This window comes from Teichococcus coralli (assembly GCF_009829925.1).
Classification (GTDB): domain Bacteria; phylum Pseudomonadota; class Alphaproteobacteria; order Acetobacterales; family Acetobacteraceae; genus Pseudoroseomonas; species Pseudoroseomonas coralli.
Map to the genome: position 1 here is coordinate 248,692 of NZ_SNVJ01000003.1, position 24,322 is coordinate 273,013.

23 protein-coding genes are annotated in these 24,322 nt (G+C 71.9%); 16 read left to right on the forward strand and 7 right to left on the reverse strand.

Translation table 11 applies throughout. From position 1 onward, the window contains the following. Positions 1 to 7: 7 nt before the first annotated feature. The 10 genes from murB to E0493_RS05125 all read left to right on the forward strand — a co-directional run bounded on the left by murB (position 8) and on the right by E0493_RS05125 (position 12,902). Positions 8 to 910 carry a UDP-N-acetylmuramate dehydrogenase gene (murB, locus tag E0493_RS05080; RefSeq protein ID WP_160935836.1) on the forward strand — a complete coding sequence of 301 codons (903 nt, stop codon included), beginning with the start codon at positions 8 to 10 and terminating at the stop codon, positions 908 to 910. After that, positions 907 to 1,818, forward strand: coding sequence for a D-alanine--D-alanine ligase (locus E0493_RS05085; RefSeq protein ID WP_160935837.1), 912 nt, complete (start codon positions 907 to 909; stop codon positions 1,816 to 1,818). Before murB ends, E0493_RS05085 begins: the two co-directional genes overlap by 4 nt. Next, positions 1,808 to 2,725, forward strand: a complete 918-nt coding sequence (locus E0493_RS05090; RefSeq protein ID WP_235913600.1) for a cell division protein FtsQ/DivIB — start codon at positions 1,808 to 1,810, stop codon at positions 2,723 to 2,725. Before E0493_RS05085 ends, E0493_RS05090 begins: the two co-directional genes overlap by 11 nt. Then, positions 2,722 to 4,017 carry a cell division protein FtsA gene (gene ftsA / locus E0493_RS05095; protein ID WP_160935838.1) on the forward strand — a complete coding sequence of 432 codons (1,296 nt, stop codon included), beginning with the start codon at positions 2,722 to 2,724 and terminating at the stop codon, positions 4,015 to 4,017. Before E0493_RS05090 ends, ftsA begins: the two co-directional genes overlap by 4 nt. Before the next feature lie 58 nt (positions 4,018 to 4,075). Continuing rightward, entirely contained in the window at positions 4,076 to 5,662 is a 1,587-nt protein-coding gene (ftsZ, locus tag E0493_RS05100) for a cell division protein FtsZ (RefSeq protein ID WP_160935839.1), read from the forward strand. A 221-nt stretch (positions 5,663 to 5,883) separates the two neighbouring features. Next, positions 5,884 to 6,846 (forward strand): UDP-3-O-acyl-N-acetylglucosamine deacetylase, encoded by a 963-nt coding sequence (gene lpxC, locus E0493_RS05105; RefSeq protein ID WP_160935840.1) that lies wholly within the window; start codon positions 5,884 to 5,886, stop codon positions 6,844 to 6,846. An 81-nt stretch (positions 6,847 to 6,927) separates the two neighbouring features. Then, on the forward strand, positions 6,928 to 7,782 hold the full coding sequence (locus E0493_RS05110; protein ID WP_160935841.1) for an outer membrane protein assembly factor BamD: 855 nt from the start codon (positions 6,928 to 6,930) through the stop codon (positions 7,780 to 7,782). Between the two features lie 25 nt (positions 7,783 to 7,807). Then, the gene (gene recN, locus E0493_RS05115) at positions 7,808 to 9,478 is read left to right on the forward strand and encodes a DNA repair protein RecN (RefSeq protein WP_160935842.1); all 1,671 of its coding nucleotides are present in this window, start codon (positions 7,808 to 7,810) and stop codon (positions 9,476 to 9,478) included. Between the two features lie 324 nt (positions 9,479 to 9,802). Next, positions 9,803 to 10,756 (forward strand): TAXI family TRAP transporter solute-binding subunit, encoded by a 954-nt coding sequence (locus E0493_RS05120; RefSeq protein ID WP_160935843.1) that lies wholly within the window; start codon positions 9,803 to 9,805, stop codon positions 10,754 to 10,756. A gap of 46 nt (positions 10,757 to 10,802) precedes the next feature. Next, the gene (locus E0493_RS05125) at positions 10,803 to 12,902 is read left to right on the forward strand and encodes a TRAP transporter permease (RefSeq protein WP_235913601.1); all 2,100 of its coding nucleotides are present in this window, start codon (positions 10,803 to 10,805) and stop codon (positions 12,900 to 12,902) included. 254 nt (positions 12,903 to 13,156) lie between these two features. Here the strand turns inward: E0493_RS05125 and E0493_RS05130 are convergent, their stop codons facing one another. From E0493_RS05130 to E0493_RS05150, 5 genes are read right to left on the reverse strand one after another with little or no spacing between them, the layout of a single operon-like run. After that, complete coding sequence (locus E0493_RS05130; RefSeq protein WP_160935844.1) at positions 13,157 to 13,813, reverse strand: ABC transporter ATP-binding protein; 657 nt, start codon at positions 13,811 to 13,813, stop codon at positions 13,157 to 13,159. After that, the gene (locus E0493_RS05135) at positions 13,800 to 14,573 is read right to left on the reverse strand and encodes an ABC transporter ATP-binding protein (protein WP_160935845.1); all 774 of its coding nucleotides are present in this window, start codon (positions 14,571 to 14,573) and stop codon (positions 13,800 to 13,802) included. Before E0493_RS05135 ends, E0493_RS05130 begins: the two co-directional genes overlap by 14 nt. Then, positions 14,570 to 15,511 (reverse strand): branched-chain amino acid ABC transporter permease, encoded by a 942-nt coding sequence (locus tag E0493_RS05140; RefSeq protein WP_160935846.1) that lies wholly within the window; start codon positions 15,509 to 15,511, stop codon positions 14,570 to 14,572. Before E0493_RS05140 ends, E0493_RS05135 begins: the two co-directional genes overlap by 4 nt. Then, positions 15,508 to 16,443: a branched-chain amino acid ABC transporter permease gene (locus E0493_RS05145; RefSeq protein WP_160935847.1), complete on the reverse strand. Its 936-nt coding sequence runs from the start codon at positions 16,441 to 16,443 to the stop codon at positions 15,508 to 15,510. The genes E0493_RS05140 and E0493_RS05145 overlap by 4 nt, the downstream gene beginning before the upstream one ends. Before the next feature lie 4 nt (positions 16,444 to 16,447). Continuing rightward, on the reverse strand, positions 16,448 to 17,812 hold the full coding sequence (locus E0493_RS05150; RefSeq protein ID WP_235913602.1) for an ABC transporter substrate-binding protein: 1,365 nt from the start codon (positions 17,810 to 17,812) through the stop codon (positions 16,448 to 16,450). Positions 17,813 to 18,053: 241 nt separating this feature from the next. Between E0493_RS05150 and E0493_RS05155 the strand changes: the two genes are divergently transcribed. Continuing rightward, positions 18,054 to 19,046, forward strand: a complete 993-nt coding sequence (locus E0493_RS05155) for an MBL fold metallo-hydrolase (protein WP_160935848.1) — start codon at positions 18,054 to 18,056, stop codon at positions 19,044 to 19,046. A gap of 51 nt (positions 19,047 to 19,097) precedes the next feature. Here E0493_RS05155 and E0493_RS05160 read toward each other — a convergent pair whose 3' ends face one another. Further along, the gene (locus E0493_RS05160) at positions 19,098 to 20,054 is read right to left on the reverse strand and encodes a tripartite tricarboxylate transporter substrate binding protein (protein WP_160935849.1); all 957 of its coding nucleotides are present in this window, start codon (positions 20,052 to 20,054) and stop codon (positions 19,098 to 19,100) included. A gap of 114 nt (positions 20,055 to 20,168) precedes the next feature. On the opposite strand from E0493_RS05160, the gene E0493_RS05165 reads away from it, so the two are divergent. The 5 genes from E0493_RS05165 to E0493_RS05185 all read left to right on the forward strand — a co-directional run bounded on the left by E0493_RS05165 (position 20,169) and on the right by E0493_RS05185 (position 23,967). Then, the gene (locus E0493_RS05165; RefSeq protein ID WP_160935850.1) at positions 20,169 to 21,011 is read left to right on the forward strand and encodes an amidohydrolase family protein; all 843 of its coding nucleotides are present in this window, start codon (positions 20,169 to 20,171) and stop codon (positions 21,009 to 21,011) included. Between the two features lie 115 nt (positions 21,012 to 21,126). After that, positions 21,127 to 21,513, forward strand: a complete 387-nt coding sequence (locus tag E0493_RS05170) for a YidH family protein (protein ID WP_160935851.1) — start codon at positions 21,127 to 21,129, stop codon at positions 21,511 to 21,513. A 390-nt stretch (positions 21,514 to 21,903) separates the two neighbouring features. After that, positions 21,904 to 22,506, forward strand: coding sequence for a LysE family translocator (locus E0493_RS05175; RefSeq protein ID WP_367614458.1), 603 nt, complete (start codon positions 21,904 to 21,906; stop codon positions 22,504 to 22,506). A 119-nt stretch (positions 22,507 to 22,625) separates the two neighbouring features. After that, positions 22,626 to 23,552: an oxygenase MpaB family protein gene (locus E0493_RS05180; protein ID WP_160935853.1), complete on the forward strand. Its 927-nt coding sequence runs from the start codon at positions 22,626 to 22,628 to the stop codon at positions 23,550 to 23,552. A gap of 124 nt (positions 23,553 to 23,676) precedes the next feature. Next, entirely contained in the window at positions 23,677 to 23,967 is a 291-nt protein-coding gene (locus E0493_RS05185) for a hypothetical protein (protein ID WP_160935854.1), read from the forward strand. A 9-nt stretch (positions 23,968 to 23,976) separates the two neighbouring features. On the opposite strand, the gene E0493_RS05190 is transcribed toward E0493_RS05185, so the two are convergent. After that, positions 23,977 to 24,312: a hypothetical protein gene (locus E0493_RS05190; protein ID WP_160935855.1), complete on the reverse strand. Its 336-nt coding sequence runs from the start codon at positions 24,310 to 24,312 to the stop codon at positions 23,977 to 23,979. Positions 24,313 to 24,322 lie beyond the last annotated feature (10 nt).

A 24,322-nucleotide genomic window follows, 5' to 3' on the forward strand; every position in this document is an offset into this window, starting at 1 on the left:
CCGCGCCATGCCGCAGAGCGCCGCCCACACCCTGCCGCCGCTGCGCGGGCGCGTCCAGGCGGAGGCGCCGCTGGCGCCCTTCACCTGGTTCCGCACCGGCGGCCCGGCCGAGTGGCTGGTGCGTCCGGCCGATGCCGGGGACCTGCTGCTGCTGCTGCGCGACAAGCCGCGCGACGTGCCGCTCGCCGTCGTCGGCGCCGCCTCCAACCTGCTGGTGCGGGATGGCGGCGTGCGCGGACTGGTGGTCAAGCTGGCCCGCGGCTTCTCCGGGGTGGCGGTGGAGGCCGATGGGCTGGTCGCCGGCGCGGCCGCGCTGGATGCGACCGTCGCCGAGCATGCCGCGGCGGCGGGGCTGGCGGGGCTGGAGTTCCTGTCCGGCATTCCCGGCGGCATTGGCGGTGCGGTGGCGATGAATGCCGGTGCCTACGGAGCCGAGGTGAAGGACGTGCTTGACTGGGCGGAGATCGCCACGCCCGGCGGGCTGCTGCGGCTGGACGCGGCGGAGCTCGGCTTCGCCTATCGCCGCGCCGCGCTGCCGGCGGGCGGCATCGTCACGCGCGCGCGCTTCCGCGCCGCGCCGGGCGACGCGGCGGCCATCGCGGAGCGGATGCGCGAGATCCGCGCCGCGCGCGAGGCGACGCAGCCCGTGCGCGCCCGCACCGGCGGCTCAACCTTCAAGAACCCGCCGGGCGCGAAGGCCTGGGCGCTGATCGACGCCGCCGGCTGCCGCGGCCTGCGCGTCGGCGATGCGCAGGTGTCGGAGAAGCACTGCAACTTCCTGCTCAACCTCGGCGGCGCCACCGCCGGGGAGCTGGAGGAACTGGGCGAGACGGTGCGCGCCCGCGTCGCGGCGCGGTCGGGCATCACGCTGGAATGGGAAATCCGGCGCATCGGGGAGAAGCGCGCATGACGCATGTGGCAGTCCTGTTCGGTGGCTTCTCGGCGGAGCGCGAGGTTTCGCTCTCGACCGGGCGGCAGGTGACCTCGGCGCTGCGCGAAGCGGGCTTCGCCGTCACGCCGATCGAGGTGACGCAGGACCTGCCCGCGATGATCGCGGCGCTGCAGGCGGCCAGGCCCGACGCGGTGTTCAACGCGCTGCATGGCCGCTTTGGCGAGGACGGCTGCGTGCAGGGCGTGCTGGACTGGCTCGGCCTTCCCTACACGCATTCCGGCGTGCGCGCCTCGGCCGTCGCCATGGACAAGGCGGCGGCCAAGGCGGTCTTCGCCGCGCATGGCCTGCCGCTCGCCGAGCACCGCGTGGTGACGCCGGAGGAGCTGGAGGCGGCCGATCCCCTGCCACGCCCTTATGTCGTGAAGCCGGTGAACGAGGGCTCCTCGGTCGGCGTCGAGATCCTCAAGGCGGGCGACAACCGGCGCGCCGAGATCGCGCGCCGCTGGCGCTTCGGCCCGCAGGTGATGACCGAGGAATACATCGCCGGCCGCGAGCTGACCGTGGCCGTCATGGGCGACCGCCCGCTGGCGGTGACGGAGATCGGCACCGGGCACGTCTTCTATGATTATGACGCCAAGTATGCCGATGGCGGTAGCCAGCACACCATTCCCGCCGCCGTCCCCGACGAGGTGGCGCAGGCGGCGATGGACGCGGCGGTGCGCGCGCACGAGGCGCTCGGCTGCCGCGGCGTCAGCCGCTCCGACTTCCGCTACGACGACACGACCGGCCGGCTCGTGCTGCTTGAGGTGAACACCCAGCCCGGCATGACGCCGACCAGCCTGGTGCCCGAGCAGGCGGCGTATTGCGGCATCCCCTTCCCCGCCCTGTGCGCCTGGATGGTGCAGGAGGCCCGCAATGGCCCGTAGTTCCGCCCGCGTTCGTCCCGAGGACCGGACGCGCCTGGCCAGCGATGGCGGCCGCCCCACGCGCGCGGCGCCGCAGCGGCCGAGCGGCCTGCGCCTTTGGCTGCGCCGCAAGAAGCCATGGCTGCGGCCGATGCTGTTCGGCGCGGCGGGGCTGGCGCTGCTCGGCGGCGGGGCGGTGGCGGTGGCGGCGATCCAGCCTTCCGGCCGCTTCGCCTGGCTGGCGCAGTCGGTGGCGGACACGGCGGCGGATGCCGGCCTGACGGTTGGCGAGATCGTCGTGCGCGGGCAGCAGAACACGCCGAAGGAACTGATCCGCGCGGCGATCGGCGTGGGCCGCGGCGACCCGCTGCTGGCCTTCTCGCCCACCCAGGTGAAGGAACGGCTGGAGAGCATCGCCTGGATCGAGAAGGCGGAGGTGCAGCGCCACCTTTCCGGCAACATCGTCATCGAGCTCCACGAGCGCAAGCCCTTCGCCATCTGGCAGCACCAGGGCGATTTCGCGGTGGTGGACCGCGACGGCCGCGTGGTCTCGGCCGACACGCTGGACGCCTTCGGGCCGCTGCCGCTGCTGGTCGGCGACGGCGCGGACAAGCGCGGCGCGGCGCTCTACGACGTGCTGAAGCAGGAGCCCGAGGTGCAGCAGCGCGTGCAGGCGCTGGTGTTGATCAGCGAGCGGCGCTGGAACCTGCGGCTCTACAACGGCGCCGATGTGCTGCTGCCGGAAGGGCATGAGGCGGCGGCGATCCACCGGCTGGGCGAGCTGCAGCGGACGGCGTCGCTGCTCGACCGCCCCGTGCAGGCGATCGACCTGCGCCTGCCGGACCGGCTGGTGGTGCGGCAGCAGCCGGGCACCGAGCCGCCGGCGCCGGAGCATGGCCGCAAGGCCCGCGGGAGCGGCCGCGGATGAGCCGCATGCCCCGGATCGCACCGCCGATCGAGCCCGCCGCGCCGCCGCCGAAGCGGCGCCACGCGCGGAGCGGCGCCTTCGGCGTGCTGGACATCGGCAGCAGCAAAATCGTCTGCCTGATCGCGCGCATCGAGGGGGACGGGCATGCCCGGATCCTGGGCTGCGGCTGGCAGCGCGCGCGCGGCATCAAGGGCGGCAACATCGTTGACCTGCACGAGGCGGAGCAGTGCATCCGCGCGGCAGTGGCGCAGGCGGAGGAGGCGGCGGAGATCAAGCTCTCCGGCGCGCTGGTCAACCTCTCCTGCGGCCAGCCGGCCTCCCGGCTGATGAACATCCAGTGGCCGATCGGCGGCCGGGCGGTGACGGATGCGGACCTGCGCGCCGTTCTGGGCGAAGGCCGCCGCCGCGCCGCCGAGGAAGGCCGCGAGACCGTGCACGCGACGACGCTCGGCTTCACCATCGACGCCACGCCCGGCGTCGAGGACCCGCGCAACATGATGTGCGAGACGCTGGCCGCGCACCTGCACCTGGTGGACGCGACCTCGGCCTCGCTGCGCAACCTCGGCATCTGCCTGAGCGGCTGCGACCTCGAGGTGGAGGAGCTGGTCTCGGCGCCCTATGCCTCCGCGCTTTCCGTGCTGGTCGAGGACGAACGGCAGCTCGGCGCCACGGTGGTGGACATGGGCGGCGGCACGACCAGCATCGCCGTCTATGGCGAGGGCCACCTGCTGCATACCTCGCAGATCCCGGTCGGCGGATGGCAGGTCACCAACGACCTGGCGCGCGGCCTGGCGACGCCGATCGCGCATGCCGAGCGCATCAAGATCCTGGACGGCAGCGCGCTCGCTGGCGGCGATGATGCCCGCACCATGGTGATGGTGCCGCAGGTCGGCGAGGACGAGGACCATCTCGTCAGCATTCCGCGCGCCACGGTGATCAACATCATCCGTCCGCGAATCGAGGAGACGCTCGAACTGGTGCGCGACCGCCTGGACGCGGCCGCGCTCGGGCGCGACGCCGGGGCGCGCGTCGTGCTCACGGGCGGCGCCAGCCAGCTCGTGGGACTCCGTGAGCTTGCGATGCAGATTCTGGACAGGCCGGTCCGCCTGGGGCGTCCCGGATTCGTGCGCGGTCTCCCGGAAGCCGCACAAGGACCGGATTTCGCGACAACGCTGGGCCTTGTCGCATGGGGGGCGGGCGAAGGCCGGCCGCTGTTCGACATCGATTCCGCTCCCGAACGCGGAAACGGTGTGTTTTCTCGTTTCGTCAACTGGCTTCGCGAGCGAGTCTGATGCAATCTGCGCTCGCATTGCCCCGCACCACGTCCGCACGCCGAGGAGATTCGCTGCAATGACGCTGAACCTGACGATCCCGCGCCAGCAGCACACCGATTTCAGTCCGCGCATCACCGTCGTCGGTGTCGGTGGCGCGGGCTGCAACGCGGTCAACAACATGATCGCGATGGGACTCGACGGCGTCGAATTCCTGGTGGCGAACACCGACGCGCAGGCGCTGGTGAACAGCCGCGCGGAGCGCCGCGTCCAGCTCGGCCCGCACCTGACGCAGGGCCTCGGCGCGGGCGCGAAGCCGGAGATCGGCCGCGCCGCCGCGGAGGAGGCGACCGAGGACCTGGCGCGCCACCTCGAGGGCATGCACATGGTGTTCATCACCGCGGGCATGGGGGGCGGCACCGGCACCGGCGCGGCGCCGGTCATCGCGCGCATGGCGCGCGAGCGGGGCATCCTGACGGTTGGCGTCGTCACCCGTCCCTTCGACTTCGAGGGGCCGAAGCGCAAGCGTGCGGCGGAGGCCGGTCTTGAGGACCTGCAGTCCTATGTGGACACGCTGATCGTCATCCCGAACCAGAACCTCTTCCGCAAGGCGAACGAGCGCACCACCTTCGCCGAAGCCTTCAAGATGGCCGACGACGTGCTCTACATGGGCGTGCGCGGCGTCACCGACCTGATGGTCAACCCTGGCCTGGTGAACCTCGACTTCGCCGACATCCGCACCGTCATGGCCGAGATGGGCAAGGCGATGATGGGCACCGGCGAGGCCGAGGGCGAGGACCGCGCGGTGAAGGCGGCCGAGGCGGCGATCAGCAACCCGCTGCTCGAGGACACCTCGATGCTCGGCGCCAAGGGCGTGCTGATCAACATCACCGGCGGCTACGACATGACGCTGTTCGAGGTCGACGAGGCCGCGAACCGCATCCGCCGCGAGGTGGACGAGGAAGCCAACATCATCTTCGGCTCCTCGATCGACGAGGACATGAACGGCCGCCTGCGCGTCTCCGTCGTGGCCACGGGCATCGACGCGGTGGTGGAGCAGGTTGCCGCCGAGCGCCCCAAGCTGGTCGCGGTGGGCGGAGCGGCGCCGGTGCAGGCGGTCTCCAACACCGCCGTGCCGCCGGCCATGCCGCGCGGCATCCCCGGTGCCCCGATGACGTCCCGCCCGGTGATGCCGCAGCCGGCCGCGCCGGTGCGCGTCGGCGGGCCGAGCGCGGGCGCGCCGCGCCGCCCCGCGGGCATGGCCTCCGCCGCGCCGGTCGCTCCCGCCGCGCCGCCGCCGACCGCCTATGAGGCGGCCCCGGCCGGCCTGGCGCCGGAAGCCCCCTCGCCCGAGGACATGCCGGCCGCGGTGGTGCAGCCGGATGCCGGCCTCCGCGCGCCGGCCGCCGCGCCGCGCCCGATGGCCCCCCCGCCGGTCTCCGCACCGCCCGCAGGCGGCGGTGGCTTCAACCTGTTCCGCAAGGCGACCGGCCTGATGCGCCGCAATCTCGGCACCGAGGCCGAGATGGCGCCGGCCCCCCGCCCGGCCGCGCCGCAGCCGGCGGCGCCGCGCCCGGCGGCTGCCCAGCCGCAGGCGCCCGCCGCCCCGCAGAACGAGGAAATGGGGCTTGACATTCCCACCTTCCTGCGTCGCCAGAACAACTGACCGGCTCGGCAGGGCGGTGACGCACCCGGCCCCGCGCTTCGGCGCGGGGCTTTTTTTTGCGCCGCAATAGGTGCCTGAATTCAAGGGCCTATGGGCTGAAGCTAGAGTGAAATAATCGGAAATAAGCGTTGACTCGCGCTGGCGATGCGGCAGTGCCATCTAGAGCCTCGGCGGAGCAAGCCTAGATCCCTCCGCCTTGCAGTGAACGACCAGGGGCAGTGATGGACGGTTTCCTCGCAGCAGGCACGGAGCGACGCAGGACGCTGAAGGCGCCAATCGGCTGCGTCGGCATCGGCCTCCACTCCGGCCGCCGTGTCAGCCTGACCCTGCGCCCGGCCGTCGCAGGCGCCGGCGTCACCTTCCGGCGCACCGATCTCGGCGTTGATCTTCCCGCCCGCTTCGACCTGGTGTCCGACACCCGGCTCTGCACCGCCCTCGCCCTGCCCGACCAGCCGCATGTGCGGATCGGCACCATCGAGCATGTGATGGCCGCGCTCGCCGCCTGCGGCATCGATGACGCGGTGGTCGAGGTGGACGGGCCCGAGGTGCCGATCCTGGATGGCTCGGCGGCGCCCTTCATCTTCCTGATCGATTGCGCCGGCATCGCCACGACGGCCATGCCGCGTGCCACCATCGAGGTGCTGAAGCCGGTTCGCGTGCAGGATGGCGAAGGGCCGGGCGCGGCCTGGGTCGCGCTCTATCCGACCGAGACGCCCGGCTTCGAGGCCGCGCTGGAGATCGACTTCCCCTCGCCGGTGATCGGCCACCAGAGCCTGTCCCTGCGGGTGACGGAGAGCGCCTTCCGCGCCGGCCTGGCGAGCGCCCGCACCTTCACCATGGCCGAGGACGTGGCGCGGTTGCGCGCCGCTGGCCTGGCGCTGGGCGGCAGCCTGGACAATGCCGTGGTGGTGGACGGGCCGCTGGTGCTGAACCCGGGCGGCCTGCGCTCTGACGACGAGTGCGTGCGGCACAAGCTGCTGGACGTGGTGGGCGACCTCGCCCTGGCCGGCGCGCCGCTTTCCGCCCGCTTCGCCGGCAGCCGCTCGGGCCACGCGCTGAACAACCGGCTGCTGCGCGCGCTTTTCGCCGACGCTTCGGCCTGGCGCTGGCGCGATGCGGGCTTCGCCGCCACCCCGGCCGGCCAGTCGGTCCCGCAGGGCGTGCTGGAACCGGTCGCGGCCTGAAAACACCGTCAAGGGCGGCTTGCGGGCTGCCATCCGCCCCCTCTTCGTCTTGGAGGGGGGGCATGGTATAGAGCGGCAGCCATGCGCATCCCCCGTTTGACCCGGACCTCCCGCCTCTCCCTGCTCCTGGCCCTGCCGCTGCTGGCGGGCGCCTGTAGCCAATGGAACGGCAAAGACAGCTCGCTCCGCCCGGATGCGCAGGTCGCGATGGCCTCGCAGTCGCCGGAGGCGCTCTACGCCGCCGGCCTCGATGCGCTGCGCCAGGAGCGCTATCAGCAGGCCGTCGAGTTCTTCGACGGGGTGGAGCGGGAGCATCCCTACTCCACCTGGGCGACCAGCGCGCGCCTGATGTCGGCCTATTCCGACTACATGCGCAACCGCTACACCGAGGCGATCGGCGCGCTGGACCGCTTCATCCAGCTGCATCCGGCGCATCGCGACATCGCCTACGCCTATTACCTGCGCGCGCTCTGCTATTACGAGCAGATCGTGGACGCGCAGCGCGACCAGCGCGGCACCGAGATCGCCCTCGCCCAGCTGCAGGAAGTGGCGAACCGCTTCCCCGAGAGCGCCTATGCCCGCGACGCGCGGCTGAAGATCGACCTGGCGCGCGACCATCTCGCCGGCCAGGAAATGAACATCGGCCGCTTCTATGAGCGCCGCGGCCTCTACTCCGCCGCCATCGGCCGCTTCAAGCGCGTGGTGGAGGCTTACCAGACCACCAACCACGTTCCCGAGGCGCTGCACCGGCTGACCGAGTGCTACCTCGCGCTGGGCCTGGTAGATGAGGCGCGGAAATCCGCCAGCGTGCTCGGCCACAACTATCCCGGCAGCCCCTGGTACCAGGATTCCTATGCCATGCTGGTGCAGGGCGCCAGGTCGGCCGATGGCAGCGGGCCGGGCCTCCTCAGCCGCGCCTGGAACAGCATCTTCTGAGCCGGAACCTGCCGGCGACCCGAACATGCTGACCTCCCTTGCCATCCGCGACATCGTGCTGATCGAGCGGCTGGACCTGTCGCTTGGCGACGGGCTGACCGTGCTGACCGGCGAGACCGGGGCCGGCAAGTCCATCCTGCTCGACAGCCTCGGCCTGGCCCTCGGGCAGCGGGCGGAGGCCGGCATGGTCCGCACCGGCCAGCCTCAAGGCTCGGTGGCCGCCTGCTTCCACCTGCCCTCCGACCACCCCGCCCAGGCCGTCCTCGCCGAGCAGGGGATCGAAGCGGAGGACGACCTCGTGCTGCGCCGCGTGGTGCAGGCCGATGGCCGCTCGCGCGCCTTCGTCAACGACCAGCCGGTGGGCGTCACGCTGCTGCGCCGCCTGGGCGCGCTGCTGGTCGAGGTGCAGGGCCAGCATGACCAGGTGGGGCTGGCCGATCCGGCGACGCATGGCGCCCTGCTGGATGCCTTCGGCGGGCTGGAGGGGCGGCGCAACGCGGTCGGCGAGGCCTTTCGCGAATGGCGTGGCGCCGAGCGCGCGCTGAAGGCGGCGCAGGAGGCCATCGCCCAGGCGCAGCGGGACGAGGAATGGCTGCGCCACGCCGTCGAGGAGCTTTCCGCCCTTGCCCCGCTTGAAGGCGAGGAGGAGGCGCTCGCCGAGGAAAGGCAGGCCATGCAGCAGGGCGAGCGGCGCGCCGAGGCCGTGGCCGCCGCGCTTTCCGAGTTGCAGCCGCGTGACCGGCGCGGCAGCACCGGCCCCGCCGCCGCCCTGCGCAACGCCTCCCGCGCGCTGGAGCGCCTGCCCGCCCCCAACGAGGAGGCCGCGCCGATCCTCGCCGCACTGGGCCAGGCACAGGATGCGCTGGCCGAGGCCGAAGCCATGCTGGAGCGGCTGAGCGCCGATCTCAGCCCCGATCCGCGCCGGCTGGAGCAGGTGGAGGAGCGGCTCTTCGCGCTGCGCGCCGCCTCCCGCAAGCACGCGGTGGCGGTGGTCGAGTTGCCGGGGCTGCTGCAGTCCCTTGCCGGCCGGCTGGCCGCGCTGGACGCGGGGGCGGAGCGCGCCGCCGCGCTGGAGCAGGCCGCCGGCGCGGCCCGCGCCGCCTATGCGCGCGCCGCCGAGGCATTGACCGCCGCCCGGGCGGAGGCCGCGCGCCGGCTGGAGAAGGCGGTGGCGCAGGAGCTGGCGCCGTTGAAGCTGGAACGCGCCCGGCTGCATATCGAGATCGCCGCGCGCGAGGAGCGCGCCTGGGCCGCCGACGGCCAGGACCGCGTCACCTTTCTGGTGACCACCAATCCCGGCCAGAAGCCGGGCGCGCTGGACAAGATCGCCTCCGGTGGCGAGTTGTCGCGGCTGATGCTGGCGCTCAAGGTGGTGCTGGCGCGCGGCTCGCCGGTGCCGACGCTTGTTTTCGACGAGGTGGACAGCGGCATCGGCGGTGCCACCGCCGCGGCGGTGGGCGACCGGCTGGCGCGCGTCGCCGAGCGGCTCCAGGTGCTGGTCGTCACCCACAGTCCGCAGGTGGCGGCACGCGGCAGCCGGCATTGGCGCGTGGCGAAGGGCGTGCGCGGCGATCGCGCCGAGACGCGGGTGGAGCCGCTCGATGCGCAGGCGCGCCGCGAGGAGTTGGCCCGCATGCTAGCGGGCGAAACCGTCACCGAGGCGGCGCGCGCCGCGGCGGACAGCCTGCTGCGCTGAGGCCCGCCATGGCTCGGGAGGCTGCCACCCTTCAGGGCTCCGGCAGCCGGAGAAGGAGGGGGAGCCGAGCGGGCATCCCATGCCCCGGCGGCAGAGGTTAGCGGCCGTTCGACATTCTCGCCGGAACAAGCTTTCCCGCCCTGTGGGGAGCGGAAGCGGCTTCAGCGGCGGCGCCGGCCTCCGGGCTGGCCCTTAATTGACATCGCCGCCAAACCTCCGAAGGATCGCGCACGGTTCACCGCGAGCGGGCGCCCCGCTGCCTGCGATCATTGCCGGATGCCGATGCGCGGCATAGAGAAGCCGGCACAGGAGGAAAGAAAAGCCATGCTCTCACGTCGAAGCCTGATGCTGGCCACCGCCGGCGCTGGATGGATGCTGCACGGATTGCGCTCTGCCCAGGCGGCCGAGTTCATTAACATTCTGACAGGTGGTACCTCCGGTGTCTACTACCCGCTGGGCGTGGCCATCTCCAAGCTGTTCGCCGAGAAGATCGACGGCGTGCGCCCCTCGGTGCAGGCCACCAAGGGCTCGGTCGAGAACCTGAACCTGCTGCAGCGCGGCCGCGGTGAGCTGGCGCTGAGCCTGGGCGACGCCATGGGCTTCGCCTGGGAGGGCAATGCCGAGGCGGGCTTCCCGCAGAAGCTTGACAAGCTGCGCAGCGTGGGCGCGATCTACGCCAACTACGTGCAGATCGCCGCGTTGCGCGACTCCGGCATCAAGACGCTGGCGGACCTGAAGGGCAAGCGCCTCTCGGTCGGCGCGCCGGCCTCGGGCACGGAGCTGAACGCGCGCGCGATCCTGGCCGCCGCCGGGCTGAGCTACAAGGACCTCGGCAAGGTCGAGTACCTGCCCTTCGGCGAATCCGTCGACCTGATGAAGAACCGCCAGCTCGATGCCACGCTGCAGTCGGCCGGTCTCGGCGTCGCGTCGATCCTCGACCTCTCGACCTCCGTGCCCATCAACATCGTCGAGGTGCCGAAGGATGTGATCGCCAAGGTCGGCGCCCCTTACAAGGCGGCCATCATCCCGGCCAACACCTATACCGGCCAGGATGCGGAAGTGGTCACCGCGGCGGTGCCGAACTACCTTGTCACCCGCGCCGGCCTCGCCGATGACCTCGTCTACAACATGGCGAAGGTCATCTACGAGAACGTCCCGGCCCTGGTGGCGGCGCAAGCCGCGGCCAAGGGCATCGAGGTCGAGAGCGCCGGCGAGAACCCGCCCATCCCCCTGCATCCCGGCGCCGAGCGCTACTTCAAGGAACGCAAGAAGGCATGACCCCACCGAACGGGCACGGCACCACCGCCACGGCGGTGCCGTCGCGATGAGCGCCGAGGTCATCGGACACCCCACCGCCGTCGAGGAATCGGCGGCGGTGGAGCATGGCGGCATGGGCTGGGGCGAGCCCGGTGGCCGGATGCTGCTGAAAGCCATCGCCTTCATCTTCTCCGCCTTCCAGATCTACACGGCGGCCTATGCCTCGCTTCCCAGTTCCATCGTCCGCTCCCTGCATGTGGGCTTCCTGCTGCTGCTGCTGTTCGGCCTGACGGCCAACCGGCGGCGCGGCGACTGGACCGCCATCCTCTGGGCGGCGCTGGCGGTGGTCTCCTTTGTCGCCGGGCTCTACCACTGGGTCTTCTATGCCGACCTGATCCAGCGTGCCGGCCTGCCGACCGACCTGGACCTCGCCGTCGGCATCCTCGTCGTGGCGCTGGTCTTCCTGGCCGGCTTCCGGCTGATGGGGCCGTCGCTGCCGCTGATCTGCCTGGTCTTCCTGCTCTACGGCCTCTACGGCGAGTACCTGCCGCCGCCGCTGGACCACCGGCCCTTCGGCTACGACCAGATCATCGACACGCTCTATCTCGGCACCGAGGGCATCTACGGCACGCCGACCTACGTCTCCTCCACCTACATCTTCCTGTTCATCCTGTTCGGCGCCTTCCTGGAGCGCGCGGGGATGATCTCGCTGTTCACCGACGTGGCGCTCGGCACCGTCGGGCACACGCGCGGCGGGCCGGCGAAGGTGGCGGTGGTGGCCTCGGCCTTCATGGGCACGATCAGCGGCTCCGGCGTGGCGAACGTGGTGGCGGTCGGGCAGTTCACCATCCCGCTGATGAAGCGCTTCGGCTTCCGCGCCGCCTTCGCCGGCGGCGTCGAGGCCACCGCCTCGATGGGCGGGCAGATCATGCCGCCGGTGATGGGCGCGGTCGCCTTCATCATGGCCGAGAGCCTGGGCATCCCCTATCTGCAGGTGGTGGAGGCGGCGATCGTGCCGGCCATCCTCTACTTCATGACCGCCTTCTGGATGGTGCATCTGGAAGCCGGGCGGCTCGGCCTGCTCGGCGTGCCGAAGGAGCAGTGCCCCAACGCCCTCGCCGCGCTGCGCAAGGGCTGGTTCCTGCTGCTGCCGCTGGCCATCCTCGTCTACCTGCTGCTGGCCGGCTACACGCCGCTCTATGCCGGCACCATCGGCCTGGGCCTGACCGCGATGATCGTGCTCGGCGCGCCGATCGCGCTCGGCATGGGGCAGGCGGCGCTGCGGGTGGCCTTCTGGATCGCGCTCGGCCTGATGTCGGCGGCCTTCCTGGCCTATGGCATCGGCGTGGTGATCGCCGTGGTGGCGCTGCTGATCCTGGTGAACGCGGTGCGCAAGGGCGGCCGCGAGACGCTGAAGCTCTGCGGCGAGGCGCTGGCCGACGGCGCGCGCCAGGCGCTGCCGGTGGGCATCGCCTGCGCGCTGGTGGGCGTCATCATCGGCGTGCTGTCGCTGACCGGCTCGGCCACCACCTTCGCCGGCGCCGTGGTGGCGGTGGGGCAGAACAGCCTCTTCGCCTCGCTGCTGCTGACCATGCTGATCTGCCTGATCCTCGGCATGGGCATCCCGACCATCCCGAATTACATCATCACCTCCTCGATCGCCGGGCCGGCGCTGCTGCAGCTCGGCGTGCCGCTGCTCGTCAGCCACATGTTCGTCTTCTACTTCGGCATCATGGCGGACCTGACGCCGCCGGTGGCGCTGGCCGCCTTCGCCGCGGCGCCGATCGCGCGCGAGAGCGGGCTGAAGATCGGGCTGCAGGCGATGCGCGTGGCGATCGCCGGCTTCGCGGTGCCGTTCATGGCGGTCTATGCGCCGGTGCTGATGCTGCAGGACGGCGGGCCATTGGCCGAGAGCGTCGGCTATGTTCCCGCCGTGCTCTACGTGCTGCTGAAGGCGGTGCTGGCGATCGGCCTCTGGGGCGCGACGGCGGTGGGCTTCCTGCTGCGGCCGATCCGGCTTTGGGAGCGGGCCTGGGCCTTCCTCGCGGCGGTGCTGCTGGTGGCGGCGGTGCCGCTGACGGACAGCCTCGGCTTCATCGCGACCGCGGCCTTCATCGCCTGGCACCTCTGGTCCCGCAGGGCCGCCACCGGCGGGCGCACCGCCTGAGCGCCCGGCGCCGCGCCGGGGGGCGGCGCGGGTTTTGAATGGCCGGGCGCGGGGCTGGCCCCCGCGCCCGGCGCGAAGCCTGCCGCCGGCCCGTGCCGATCCGGTGCGGCTCAGCCGCGCGGGCGAAGCTTCCGGGAGGCTCCGCCTCCCAAACCTACCGGAAGGAAGCTGAGGTTTCCGGACCTCCCGCCGGCCTGCGGAGCGCAGGAGCCCCGAAGGCCGCGATGGCGCCCTTCGGGGCGCCGGGCGGGCGGTCAGGCCGGCGCGATCTCGCCCCGCTCGATGACATAGCTGCGGTCCACCAGGGAACGCAGAAGGGCCGGGCTGCTCTCGGTGATCAGGATGGCGACCTCCGGCAGGGCTTCGCGCAAGCGGGCCAGGGCCTCGGCGTAGCGCAGCGCCAGGGCAGGGGCGAGGCCCTGGAAGGGCTCGTCCAGCAGCACGGCGCGGGTGCCGACCATCAGCGCCCGGCCCAGCGCCACCATCTTTCCCTGCCCGCCCGAGAGCCCCGCCGCCCGGCGCGGGGCCACGTCGCGCAGCTCCGGCAGCAGAGTGAGAACCAGGCCGAGCCGGCGCTCCAGCTCGGCGCGCGGCAGGCGCAGCACCTGGGCCGGCAGCAGCAGGTTGTCCCGCACCGTGAAGCCGCCGAACAGCCGGCGCTCCTCCGGGGCGTAGCCGATGCCCATGCGGGCGCGGTGATGCGCCGGGATGCCACCGGCGTCCTGGCCGTCCAGCGCGATCCGGCCCTGCTGGACTGGCAGCAGGCCCATCAGCGCGCGCAGGGTCGTCGTCTTGCCGGCGCCGTTGCGGCCGATCAGCGCCACGCGGCCGCCCGGCGGCACGTGCAGCGCCACCTCGCGCAGCACCGGCGCGCCCTCGATCGCCACCGAGACGCCCTCAAGCCGGAGCACGGCCCGCCTCCTCCTCCGGGATGATGCCGATGACGTCCCGCCGCACCTGCGGGTCGGCGAGGATGGCCTGCGGCGGGCCGAGCGCCATGATCCGCCCCTGCCCCCAGACGGCGACGCGGTCGGCGAAGCGGTCCACCACCTCCATGTCATGCTCCACGAAGACCGCCGTGACGCCGGACTGGCGCAACACCCGCGCGAGGGTTTCCACCACCGCCATCTTCTCGGCGGCGGCGACCCCGCTGGTGGGCTCGTCCATCAGCAGCAGGCGCGGCTTCAAGGCCACCGCCATGGCGATGTCGGCCAGCTTGCGCGCACCCTCGTTCAGCGCGTCCCCCCGCTGGTCCGCCAGGGGCGCCAGGCCGAAGCTGCCGAGCAGGGCCATTGCCTCGTCGCGCCAGGCGGGGCGCAGCAGGGTTTTCAGCGGGGACCACGGGCCCTCGCGCGCGGCGATGGCCAGCGCCATGTTCTCCAGCACCGTGTGCTCGGTGAAAAGCTGCGGCAACTGGAAGGACCGGGCGATGCCGAGGCGGACGATGCGGCGCGGCGGCAGGCCGAGGATGCGGCGGCCGCGAAAGGTGATCTCGCCGGCCTGCGGGCGCAGGTAGCCGGTGGTCATGTTGATGAAGGTGGTCTTGCCGGCGCCGTTGGGGCCGATGATGGCGAGGAACTCGCCCTCCTCCACCGAAAGGTCGATGCCGTCGGCCGCGCGGACGCCGCCGAAGGCCAGGCGCAGGCCGCGCGCCTCCAGAAGGGCGCTCATGCCGAGCGCCGCCGCGCGAGAAGCGTCCGGCCCATGCCCCAGAGGCCGCCCGGAGCGAACAGGATGACCAGCAGCAGCACGGCGCCGAGGATCATCTGCCAGGCATCGGCCACCAGCGCGGCGGCATAGACGCGGGTCAGCTCGTAGGCCAGGGCGCCGAGGAAGGGGCCGAGCACGCTGCCGGCGCCGCCGAGGATGGCGATGAAGACCAGCTCGCCCGAGGCGGTCCAGTAGGCCAGAGCGGGGGTGACGTGGCGCGTGGTCATGGCGATCAGCGCGCCGCCGCAGCCGGCCATGCAGGCCGAGAGCACATAGGCCGAGAGCAGCACCCGCCGGGCCGAGACGCCCATGAACTCCAGCCGCGCCTCGCGCGTCTTGATGCCGGCCAGCGCCTGCCCCATCGGCGAGGCCAGGTACAGCCGCACCAGCGCGCCGAAGCCGAGCGACAGAGCCAGCGCCAGCAGCAGCGCCGACCAGCCCTGCGCGGCGCCCTCCAGCGACATGCCGGCGAAGGTGGTGGGCGCGAGACGGATGCCGTCGGTGCCGTGGGTGACGGCGTAGAACTTCTCCAGCACGGAGTAGAAGACCATGCTGAGCGCCAGGTTCAGCATGCCGAAGAAGATCTCGCGGTAGCGCACCACGAACAGGCCGATGAGCAGGCCCAGCAGCGCCGAGCCGAGTGCCGCGAGAGGAAGCAGCAGCAGCACTTCCGGCACGAGCGGCGCCAGGAAGGCGACCACATAAGCGGCGAAGGCGACGAACAGCGCATGGCCGAAACTCACCTGCCCGGCACGCAGCAGCAGCAGGATGCCGAGCACCGCGAGGCCCTTGGCGAGCGCGATGGTCAGCACGAAGCGCAGCCAGGGCACCGCCCAGGCCAGGGCCAGCACGGCCAACGCGCCGAGCAGGGCCAGGATGAGGTCGGCGTGGCGCCTCATATCCGCCGGGTCTCCACCACGCCGAACAGGCCCTGGGGACGCACCAGCAGCACCACCACCATGATGAGGTAGGGAATGACGACCTCCAGCTCCGGCTCGAAATAGACGGCGAAGGCGCGGCCGAGGCCGATCAGCAGGGCGGCGATCGCGGCGCCCTCGATCTGGCCGAGCCCCGCGGTGGCCACCACGGCGAAGGAGAGCACGATGGTCTGCGCGCCCACCCCCGGCACCAGCGAGACGGTGGGCGAGGCCAGCGCGCCGCCCAGCGCCGCCAGCGCCGCGCCGGCGGTGAAGGTGAGCAGCATGACGCGGCCGGCATCGATGCCCATCGCCCGCGCCGCCTCGGCATCGGCGGTGACGGCGACGATCATGCGGCCGGAGAGGGTGCGCCGCAGGAACCAGGCGAGCGCGATCAGCGTCACCAGCGCCACGCCGGGAAGCACGAAGAGCTGATAGGTGGTGAAGGGGATGACGTCGGCGCCGAAGGGCACGTCCACCGTGCCGAGCAGGCGCAGCGGCGCGTCGTTCACCACCGGCTGCACGCCCCAGACGAGCTTCTGCAAATCCTCCAGGATCATGAACAGGGCAAAGGTGATGAGGAGCTGCAGCACCGGCTCGTACCGGCGGGTGGGGCGCAGCAGCAGCTTCTCGATCGGCGGTCCGAGCACGGCGCCGACCAGCAGCGCCGCGACCAGCAGCAGCGGCAGGGAGAACCATTCCGGCAGGCCGCTGGCGGCGAGCAGCAGGCCCAGCGAGGCCGCCGTGTAGCCGCCGATGGCGTAGAGGCTGCCATGGGCGACGTTCAGCACGCGCAACACGCCGAAGACCAGGTTCAGCCCCACCGCCACCATGAAGATCGCCGCCGCGTTGGACAGTCCGTCCAGCGCGGCGAGGCCGAGCAGCAGCCCGTTCTGGGCGAGCCAGTCCGCCATCGGTTCAGGGCTTGTAGGCGATCGGCTGCGGAACGCTGTCCAGGATGGAGGGCTTCAGCGTCTTCAGCCAGTCGGCGCTCTTCTGGCCGACCGGGGTGGTGATGCTTTCGCCCTTGAACACCACCATGTCGGTGAGCACCGGGAAGGGATAGGCGTCCGCGGCCACCGTGGTGCCGATGATCTGATCCTCCAGCCCCTGCCCGTCCTCGCGGATCTTCACCGTGCTGGTCAGCGAGGGGAATTCCAGGCCGCGGAAAGCCTGGGCCAGCTCGGCATCGGCCGGCCAGCCGCCGCCCTTGGCCTGCAGGGCCTTCTCATAGGCCGCCTTGGTGGCGAAGACGGCCTGCGCCATGTGGTGGCAGGAATAGATCGGGTAGGTGCCGAAGCGCTGGCGGAAGTCGTTGGTGAAGCGGCGCAGCAGCTCGGGGTCGCGCGGGTTGGGGTGCAGGAACCAGTGGTCGCCGCGGGCTCCGACGACGTGGCCGGCGGGCAGCGCCTTACCGACGCGCTCCATCGAGGATTCCGCCAGCGGCAGCACGAAGGTGCTGCGCTCGAAGAGGCGGCGGTCGGCGGATTGCCGGATCAGCGTGTCGAGGTCCCCGCCCCAGGCGGTGGAGAACACCACGTCCGGGCGCAGCGCGAGCAGGCGGGTGATCTCGGTGGAGTAGTCGGTGGCGCCGAAGCGCGGGAACAGCTCGGCCACCACGCGCACGCCCGGCTTGAGCGTGTTCATCGCGGTGCGCCAGATGTCCCAGGAATCGCGGCCCCAGGCATAGTCCTGGTTGACCACCGCGAGGCTGCGGAAATCGGGCTTCACCTTCAGCAGGTAGAGCAGCGCCGCCAGCACTTCCGGCGTCGCGTTGGCCTGGGTGCGGAAGGCGTAGTCGTAGTGCGCCTCCTCGAAGATGCGCTGGGTGCCGCAGTCCCACAGGATGGTCAGGCGCTTCAGCTCATCGGCCAGGGGGGCGCAGGCCAGGCAGTCGGCGGAGGAGATGGCGGAGAAGATGAGGTCCACGTCCTCGCTCTGCGCCAGGCGGCGGAACTCGCCGACGACATGGTCCACGCCCGGCCCCTCGTCCACGAAGATGGGGCGGACCTTCACGCCGCCGATGCCACCTTGCGCGTTGAGCTGGTCGAACAGCATCTCGGCCGCCTGCCGCCCCGGCACGCCGAAGACGCTGGCGGGGCCGGACAGGTAGGTGGCGATGCCGATCTTGATTTCCTGCGGCTTGCTGCGCTGCGCCTGCGCGGTGCGGCCAGCCAGCAGCAGGCTGCCGGCGGCCAGGCCGGCCTGGAGCATGCCGCGCCGGCCAAGCGGCGGCAGCCCCGTGCTGGAGGGAGGCGGGGCGACGGATTTCGGGTGCGGCATGGGACGCGTCCTCCGGTCGGGCCTTGTTGTTCGGCTCTCGTTTCAGTGTGGCATGGGAGGCAAGCCGCTTCCAAGAAGCGAGAGCGACACGGTCACCAAACAGTTATTATTGCGAAATCAGAATGCATTGTTTCCGCACGGCAGAGTTGTGTTCCTCTTCGCCCGCGTGCCACGGCTGCACTGCGGGCCGGCGCGCGCCGAGGCAAGAAGCAACGCCCGGACCGGGCCGAGGGAGGAACTCATGACACAGGTGACCCGTCGTGGCCTGCTGGCGGGAGCCGCCGCGCTCGCCGCGCTGCCGGCCGGCATCAGCCATGCCGCCGCGCCCTTCCGCAACACGCTGCCGCCGGCCTGGCACCGGTTCCACTTCGGGGACTACGAGGCGACAGTGATCTCCGATGGCCGGCTGCCGCTGGGCAAGCCGGAGCCCGCCTTCCCCGCCTCGCCGCCGCAGGAGATCAACGGCCTGCTGCAGGACAATTTCCTGCCGCCCGACGCCGCGACGCTGGAACAGAACGTGCTCGTGCTGAACACGGGGCGGCAGCTCATCCTGTTCGATACCGGCATGGGCGAGAGCATGGGCGCGGACAGCAAGATGTTCGGCCCGACCACGGGCAAGATGCTCGCCAACATGCGCGCCGCCGGCATCGAGCCGGAGCAGATCGACCTCGTGGTGCTGACCCATGCCCATTGCGACCATTGCTGGGCGCTGGTGGACGCGCAGGGCAACCGCACCTTCCCCAACGCGCAGGTGGCGGTCAGCGAGGCCGACCTGAAGTACTGGACCGACGACAACAACAAGCGCGGCCCGGCCTTCATGACCTCCTTCATCGAGGGCGCCAAGAAGAACCTCTCCGCCTACCGCGACCGCATGGTGATGGTGCGGGACGAGCAGGAGGTGACGCCGGGCGTGGTGGCGCTCTCGACCCCCGGCCACACGGTCGGCCATCACTGCTACGCCATCCGCAGCGGCAACCAGATGATGATGAACACCGGCGACCTGGCGCATCACCACGTCCTGCTGCTGCGCAAGCCGCTCTGGGAGTTCTCCTTCGACACCGACCCGAAGCAGTCGGCGCAGTCGCGCAGCCGGATGCTGGACCGGCTGGCCACCGACCGGACGCCGGTGCTGTCCTACCATTTCCCCTGGCCCGGGCTCGGTCATGTCAGCCGCCACAGCGACGGCGGCTATGACTGGGTCGCCGCGCCGATGGACCTCTCGACGCTCGGCTGAGCCGGGCGGGAGGGGAGTGGCCGGGCGGCGGAACCGCCCGGCCGGAGCGGATCAGGTCTGCCGGACGGCGGCGCTGACCTGGTCGAGCAGGCGGTCCATCGCCGCCTGGAAGGCGGGGCCGTTCAGGTAGCCCTCGGTGGCGCCGGTGCGCTCCAGGAAGGTCTGCCAGGCCGGATCCGACATGGCCGCCCGGAAGCGGTCGTGGAGCGAGGTGGCCACCGCGTCCGGCATGCCGGCCGGCCCCATCAGCCCCTTCATGTTCTCGATCTCGACGTTCCAGCCCAGTTCGCGCAGGGTAGGCACGGCGGGGAAGGCGGGCAGGCGCCCGGCCGAGGCCACGGCCAGCGGCCGCACCTCGCCATCGGCCGCGAGGCCGCCCATTTCCTCCGGCGCCAGCACGGCCAGTTCCACCGTGCCCGCCAGCAGCGCCTGCAGCGAGGGCCCGCCGCCGGTATAGGGCACATGCAGGAACTCCACGCCGGCCGCCTTGCCCAGCAGCAGGAAGACGGCGTGGTAGAGCGAGCCGATGCCGGAGGAGGCATGGCTGACGGTGCCGGGCTGGGCGCGGGCGGCTTCCACCGCCGCCTTCAGGTCGGCGAAGCGGCCGCGCTTGCCGGCAACGACGAGCAGCGGCTGCCGCGTCAGGCGGAGAATGGCGCGGAAGGAGCGCTTGGGATCGTAGGGCACCTCGCGGAAGGCGGGCAGCGAGGTGCTTTCGCTGCCGCCACCGACCAGCAGCGCCTGCCCGTCCGGCGGCAGGCCCGCCACCTGCTGCGCCGCCAGCGCACCGCCGGCGCCTGCCTTGTTGATCACCACCAGCGGGACGGGAAAGCGCGAGGCGGCCGCCTGCGCGATGGCACGCGCGGCCAGATCGGCGCCGCCGCCGGGCGCGAAGCCGACAATGATCTCCAGGGGGCCGCGCGGCTGCCAGGCAGCGCCGCCCTGCGCCCGGGCCGGGCTCGCCGCAATGCCGGCGGCGGCGGCCAGCAGGCCGCGTCGCTTGATCATTTCCTGGTCTCCTCCTTAATCTTGCCGGAAAGCTTAGTCGAAGGCCGGCGGCGGTCATCCGGGAATCATGCCTTCCCCGGACCGTTCCGGCACGAAAAGGGAAACGTCCCCGCCATGCCGGAAGCCCCGCCTCCCATCCCGGAGGGCGCCTGCGACTGCCACATGCACATCTACGGCGACCCCGCCCGCTACCCGGTGGCGCCCACCAACCCCGCGCCGGTGCCTTCCGAGGGGACGCTCGCCGCCTATCGGCAGGTGATGGCGCGGCTTGGCCTTTCGCGCGTGATCGTGGTGCAGCCGACCGCCTATGGCGCCGACAACCGCTGCACCCTGGACGCGGTGGCGGCGCTCGGACCGGCGGCGGCCCGCGCCGTGGTGGTGGTGGCGGCCGACACGCAGGAGGCGGAGCTCGCGCGCCTGGCCGCGCAGGGCGCGAGGGGCGCGCGCGCCTTCATGATGCAGGGCGGCCTGGTGCCCTGGTCCGAGTTGCAGCGGCTCTCGGCGCGGGTCGCGCCGTTCGGCTGGCATGTGCAGCTGCAGTTCGACGGCGGCGAGCTGCCGGAGCGCGAGGCGCTGATCCGCAGCCTGGAATGCCCGGTCGTCATTGACCATATCGGCCGCTTCGAGGAGCCGGTCGCGCCCGACCACCCGGCCTTCCGCTGCCTGCTGCGGCTGGTGGAGACGGGGCGGGTCTGGGTGAAGGCCTCCTCGCCCTATGGCGTGTCGCGCAGCGGACCGCCGGATTACGCCGATGTTTCCGCCCTCGCCCGCGCGCTGATCGCGGCGGCGCCGGAGCGCGTGGTCTGGGGCTCCAACTGGCCGCACCCGAAGACGCCGGAGCCGAAGCCGGACGAAAAGGCGCTGCTGGACCTGCTGGCCGAATGGGCGCCGGAGGCCGCCCTGCGGCATCGTATCCTGGTGGAGAATGCCGCCTTGCTTTATGGCTTTCCGCCCTAGCCCCGGCCGGGGGCCGGCGAGCCCGCCTTCCGCTTCCTAGGCGGCCGCCCGTGGCACGGCCGGTCGCCGCGCCCCGCTGATCCGGCGGCGTGCATCCTGACAGGAGGGGCAGCCCTTGGAGCGGACGGGCAGCCAGCCGAAGGACAGTGCCGATCGCCGGACCGAGCTGGCCGCGGACCGAACGGTCCTCGCCGCGGAGCGGACCTACGCCGCCTGGGTGCGTACCGGCTTCGCCGCCCTCGCCTCCGGGGTCGGCGCGAAGAAGGTGATGGGCGGCGTGCTGCCGGAATGGGGCGTGCTGGCCACCGGCTCGGTGCTGGTGCTGTTCAGCGCCTTCTGCTTCATCGCCGCCATCTGGCGCGAGCTCAAGGCCGGCGCCCCGCCGCCGCAGCCGGACGTGCAAAGGCTGCCGCGCTTCCTGCTCTTCGCGGTGAACGGCTTCCTGGTGCTGGTCTGCTTGGCGGCCCTGGCTGGCGTGTGGTTCGGCGAAACGACAGGCTAGAGCATTTTCCGTTCGCTCTGGCTCACGGGAAATGCTCTGGCCGTTTGTTTTGACGAGCCTCTTCACCTGTCCGGATGATGCCATCGGAACGGGATCCGCTCTAGCCGGGCGGCGGCCCGGCGCGGCGAATACGCCTTTACATAGGTCAGCAGCCGTGACGTGATTGGGGCATGCGCCGCATGCGCCACCGCCTCGCCTTACGCGTTATCATCCGCCCTGGCGGGCGGGTGACGGGCCTGCGCTGACTCCAGCGGCATCCCCTCCCCATCCCTGTCGGACCGGCCGGGGTTTCGTTGCGCACCTGGCCAGCCAGGTTGTTTCCCGGAGCCAGGCCATGGACCTCCTCTCCTTCCCCGCCGCAGGATGCCCGTTCCGCAGGAGTGCGCCACGGTGAGCACCGATCTTCTGGCCTTTCTGGGCTTCGCCTTCGCCGCATCGGCCACGCCGGGACCGAACAACATCATGACGCTCGCCACCGCCGCGCGGCACGGGCTGCGCGCCACCCTGCCGCTGATCCTCGGGGTTGCGCTCGGCTTCGGCTTCATGCTGACCGTGATCGGCACCGGCCTCGCCCAGCCGCTGGCCAGCCATGCCGGGCTGCACACGGCGCTGCGCTGGGCCGGCGCCGCCTGGATGCTGCTGCTGGCCTGGCAGATCGCCCGTGCCGGCAGCCCCGCCGCCGCGGAAAGCCCGCGCGTCGGGGCGCCGGTCGGCTTCTGGGGGGCCTGCGCCTTCCAGTGGGTGAACCCGAAGGCCTGGATTCTCGCGGTGGCGACCACGGCCACCTATACCTTGCCCGGCGAGAACCTGACCGCGCAGGTGCTGGTGCTGGCAGGCCTCTTCATGCTGGTCACCCTGCCCAGCCTGGGTGCCTGGGCGCTGCTTGGGGCGGGCAGCAGCCAATGGCTCGCCTCGCCGCGCCGGATGCGCGCCTTCAACATCGCCATGGGGCTGCTGCTGGCCGCTTCGGTGGTTCCCGCGGTGCTGGAGTAGCAAGGGCGGTCAGTTCAGGCGCAGCCTTTCCACCCGCCCGAACGTTGATACTCCCCTGAGGCGGAGTGGGAAGCGGATGCTGCCCCGCCCGCCCTTGAGCCCGGGAGGCAACACGCCGGATGAAGCCCCACAGCGACGAGGAGCGCGCGCCGGCAGGCCGGCAGGCCCGCCCATCACGGCCGGGAACGGGCGCCCTCGCGCCCCTGCGGCCCGGTGACCTGACCCGGCCGGTGAAGCAGGCGATCGTCGCCCGGGTGGTCGCCATGTTCAACGATCGCGCCCGTGGCGAGCAACCGGTCGTGCGGCGCCCGGACGGGCTGTTCGGGCCAGGGGCGGTCGCCTGGCGGGTGCATGGCGACGTGGCCTCGATGATGGTCGGCGGCGTTGCCAGCCTGCTGCTGCAGATGCTCCACCCTGGCGTGCTGGCGGGCGTCTGGGACCATTCCAACTTCCGGACCGACATGGCGGGCCGGCTGCGGCGAACCGCCCGCTTCATCGCGCTCACCACCTATGGAGGGCGCGCGGAGGCGGAGGCTGCCATCGCGCGCGTGCGGAACATCCACAGCCGGGTTCGCGGCGTGCTGCCGGACGGCACGCCCTATGTCGCGGACGACCCGGGGCTGCTGGCATGGGTGCATGTGACCGAGGCCTCCAGCTTTCTCGACGCCTGGATCCGCTATGCCGAGCCGCGCATGCCGATGGCCGATCAGGACCGCTACTTCGCCGAAATGGCGCAGGTCGCCGTCGCGCTTGGCGCCAACCCGGTTCCAACGACGCGCTCCGCCGCGCAGCGGCTGATGATCACGATGCGGCGGCAGCTCGCCTGCGATGCGCGGACGCGCGAGGTGGCGCGCCTCGTGCTGGGGCAGTCCGGCGGAGGAAGGCGGGTGGAGCCGGTTCAGGCCCTGACCATGCAGGCGGCGGTTGACCTGCTGCCGGCCTGGGCGCAGCGCATGCACGGGCTGCACACGCCCCTGCTTGGCCGCCCGCTCATCCGCGCCGGCACCTTCGGCGTCGCGCAGACGGTCCGGTGGGCCTTCGGGTGAGCTGACGGCTCGCCCATGGGGGATTAACGAGATGGTGAGGAGTGGCCGGTATTCTGCTTCCTGCCTGCCGCGCCGTCGCGTCCAGGCAAGGGTGCATTTCCCAGAATGGGGAAGGAGCGCAGCCATGCAGATCCTGAAGGTCGTTCTCGGCTCCACGGCATTTTTCCTGTGCCTGTGGCTAACCGCCGGTGTGCTGGGCGACTCGTTGCTGGGTGCCGGCACTCAGGAATGCGCGCGCGCCGCCGAGGCACGCCGCGGAGGCAGTCCGCTCGGCACCGACGACGTGCTGGAAGCCGTCTGCCTGATGAACGGCGAACACGGCTTCAGCACCGAGCTCCCCGACTTCGTCGGTTTCCGCCGGCCTGCCGGCGGGCCGGCCCCGCGGCTCAGGACCGCCGCGGCGGTGACGGGCTGAAGCCAGCCATCAGCGCAGGCGCCGGCGGGCACGGCGCAACAGCCAGCCCCAGACGCCCGGCGCCTTCTCGATGGCGTCCCGCAGGGCCTTCAGCTCCGCCTCGACCTTTGAGCGCGCCAGCGCGGCCTCCACCGCCAGCCCCCGCGCGACCTGACGCTCCTCCTCCAGCGTCGCCAGGCGGCGGGCGAGCGTCAGGCTGCCCGCCTCCGTGCGGTTGAGCTCCACATTGCGCAGCAGGGCGCGCGCCTCTTCCAGTTCACGGCGGAGCTGCGAGATTTCCTGGCCAGGATCCACCACCTGCCGGCCGGATTTGCGCGCCACGCTCTTCGGTCGGCCACGACCCATTCTGCTCACT

Excerpts from the sequence above, each read along its gene's own strand:
- lpxC (WP_160935840.1), top strand. The coding sequence starts at position 5,884 with ATGGACGGTTTCCTCGCAGCAGGCACGGAGCGACGCAGGACGCTGAAG.
- recN (WP_160935842.1), top strand. The coding sequence starts at position 7,808 with ATGCTGACCTCCCTTGCCATCCGCGACATCGTGCTGATCGAGCGGCTG.
- E0493_RS05085 (WP_160935837.1), top strand. The coding sequence starts at position 907 with ATGACGCATGTGGCAGTCCTGTTCGGTGGCTTCTCGGCGGAGCGCGAG.
- E0493_RS05110 (WP_160935841.1), top strand. The coding sequence starts at position 6,928 with ATGCGCATCCCCCGTTTGACCCGGACCTCCCGCCTCTCCCTGCTCCTG.
- E0493_RS05125 (WP_235913601.1), top strand. The coding sequence starts at position 10,803 with ATGAGCGCCGAGGTCATCGGACACCCCACCGCCGTCGAGGAATCGGCG.
- E0493_RS05180 (WP_160935853.1), top strand. The coding sequence starts at position 22,626 with ATGAAGCCCCACAGCGACGAGGAGCGCGCGCCGGCAGGCCGGCAGGCC.
- ftsA (WP_160935838.1), top strand. The coding sequence starts at position 2,722 with ATGAGCCGCATGCCCCGGATCGCACCGCCGATCGAGCCCGCCGCGCCG.
- E0493_RS05140 (WP_160935846.1), bottom strand. The coding sequence starts at position 15,511 with ATGAGGCGCCACGCCGACCTCATCCTGGCCCTGCTCGGCGCGTTGGCC.
- E0493_RS05150 (WP_235913602.1), bottom strand. The coding sequence starts at position 17,812 with ATGCCGCACCCGAAATCCGTCGCCCCGCCTCCCTCCAGCACGGGGCTG.
- E0493_RS05135 (WP_160935845.1), bottom strand. The coding sequence starts at position 14,573 with ATGAGCGCCCTTCTGGAGGCGCGCGGCCTGCGCCTGGCCTTCGGCGGC.
- E0493_RS05190 (WP_160935855.1), bottom strand. The coding sequence starts at position 24,312 with ATGGGTCGTGGCCGACCGAAGAGCGTGGCGCGCAAATCCGGCCGGCAG.
- E0493_RS05120 (WP_160935843.1), top strand. The coding sequence starts at position 9,803 with ATGCTCTCACGTCGAAGCCTGATGCTGGCCACCGCCGGCGCTGGATGG.
- E0493_RS05090 (WP_235913600.1), top strand. The coding sequence starts at position 1,808 with ATGGCCCGTAGTTCCGCCCGCGTTCGTCCCGAGGACCGGACGCGCCTG.
- E0493_RS05155 (WP_160935848.1), top strand. The coding sequence starts at position 18,054 with ATGACACAGGTGACCCGTCGTGGCCTGCTGGCGGGAGCCGCCGCGCTC.
- E0493_RS05160 (WP_160935849.1), bottom strand. The coding sequence starts at position 20,054 with ATGATCAAGCGACGCGGCCTGCTGGCCGCCGCCGCCGGCATTGCGGCG.
- ftsZ (WP_160935839.1), top strand. The coding sequence starts at position 4,076 with ATGACGCTGAACCTGACGATCCCGCGCCAGCAGCACACCGATTTCAGT.
- E0493_RS05145 (WP_160935847.1), bottom strand. The coding sequence starts at position 16,443 with ATGGCGGACTGGCTCGCCCAGAACGGGCTGCTGCTCGGCCTCGCCGCG.
- E0493_RS05185 (WP_160935854.1), top strand. The coding sequence starts at position 23,677 with ATGCAGATCCTGAAGGTCGTTCTCGGCTCCACGGCATTTTTCCTGTGC.
- murB (WP_160935836.1), top strand. The coding sequence starts at position 8 with ATGCCGCAGAGCGCCGCCCACACCCTGCCGCCGCTGCGCGGGCGCGTC.
- E0493_RS05165 (WP_160935850.1), top strand. The coding sequence starts at position 20,169 with ATGCCGGAAGCCCCGCCTCCCATCCCGGAGGGCGCCTGCGACTGCCAC.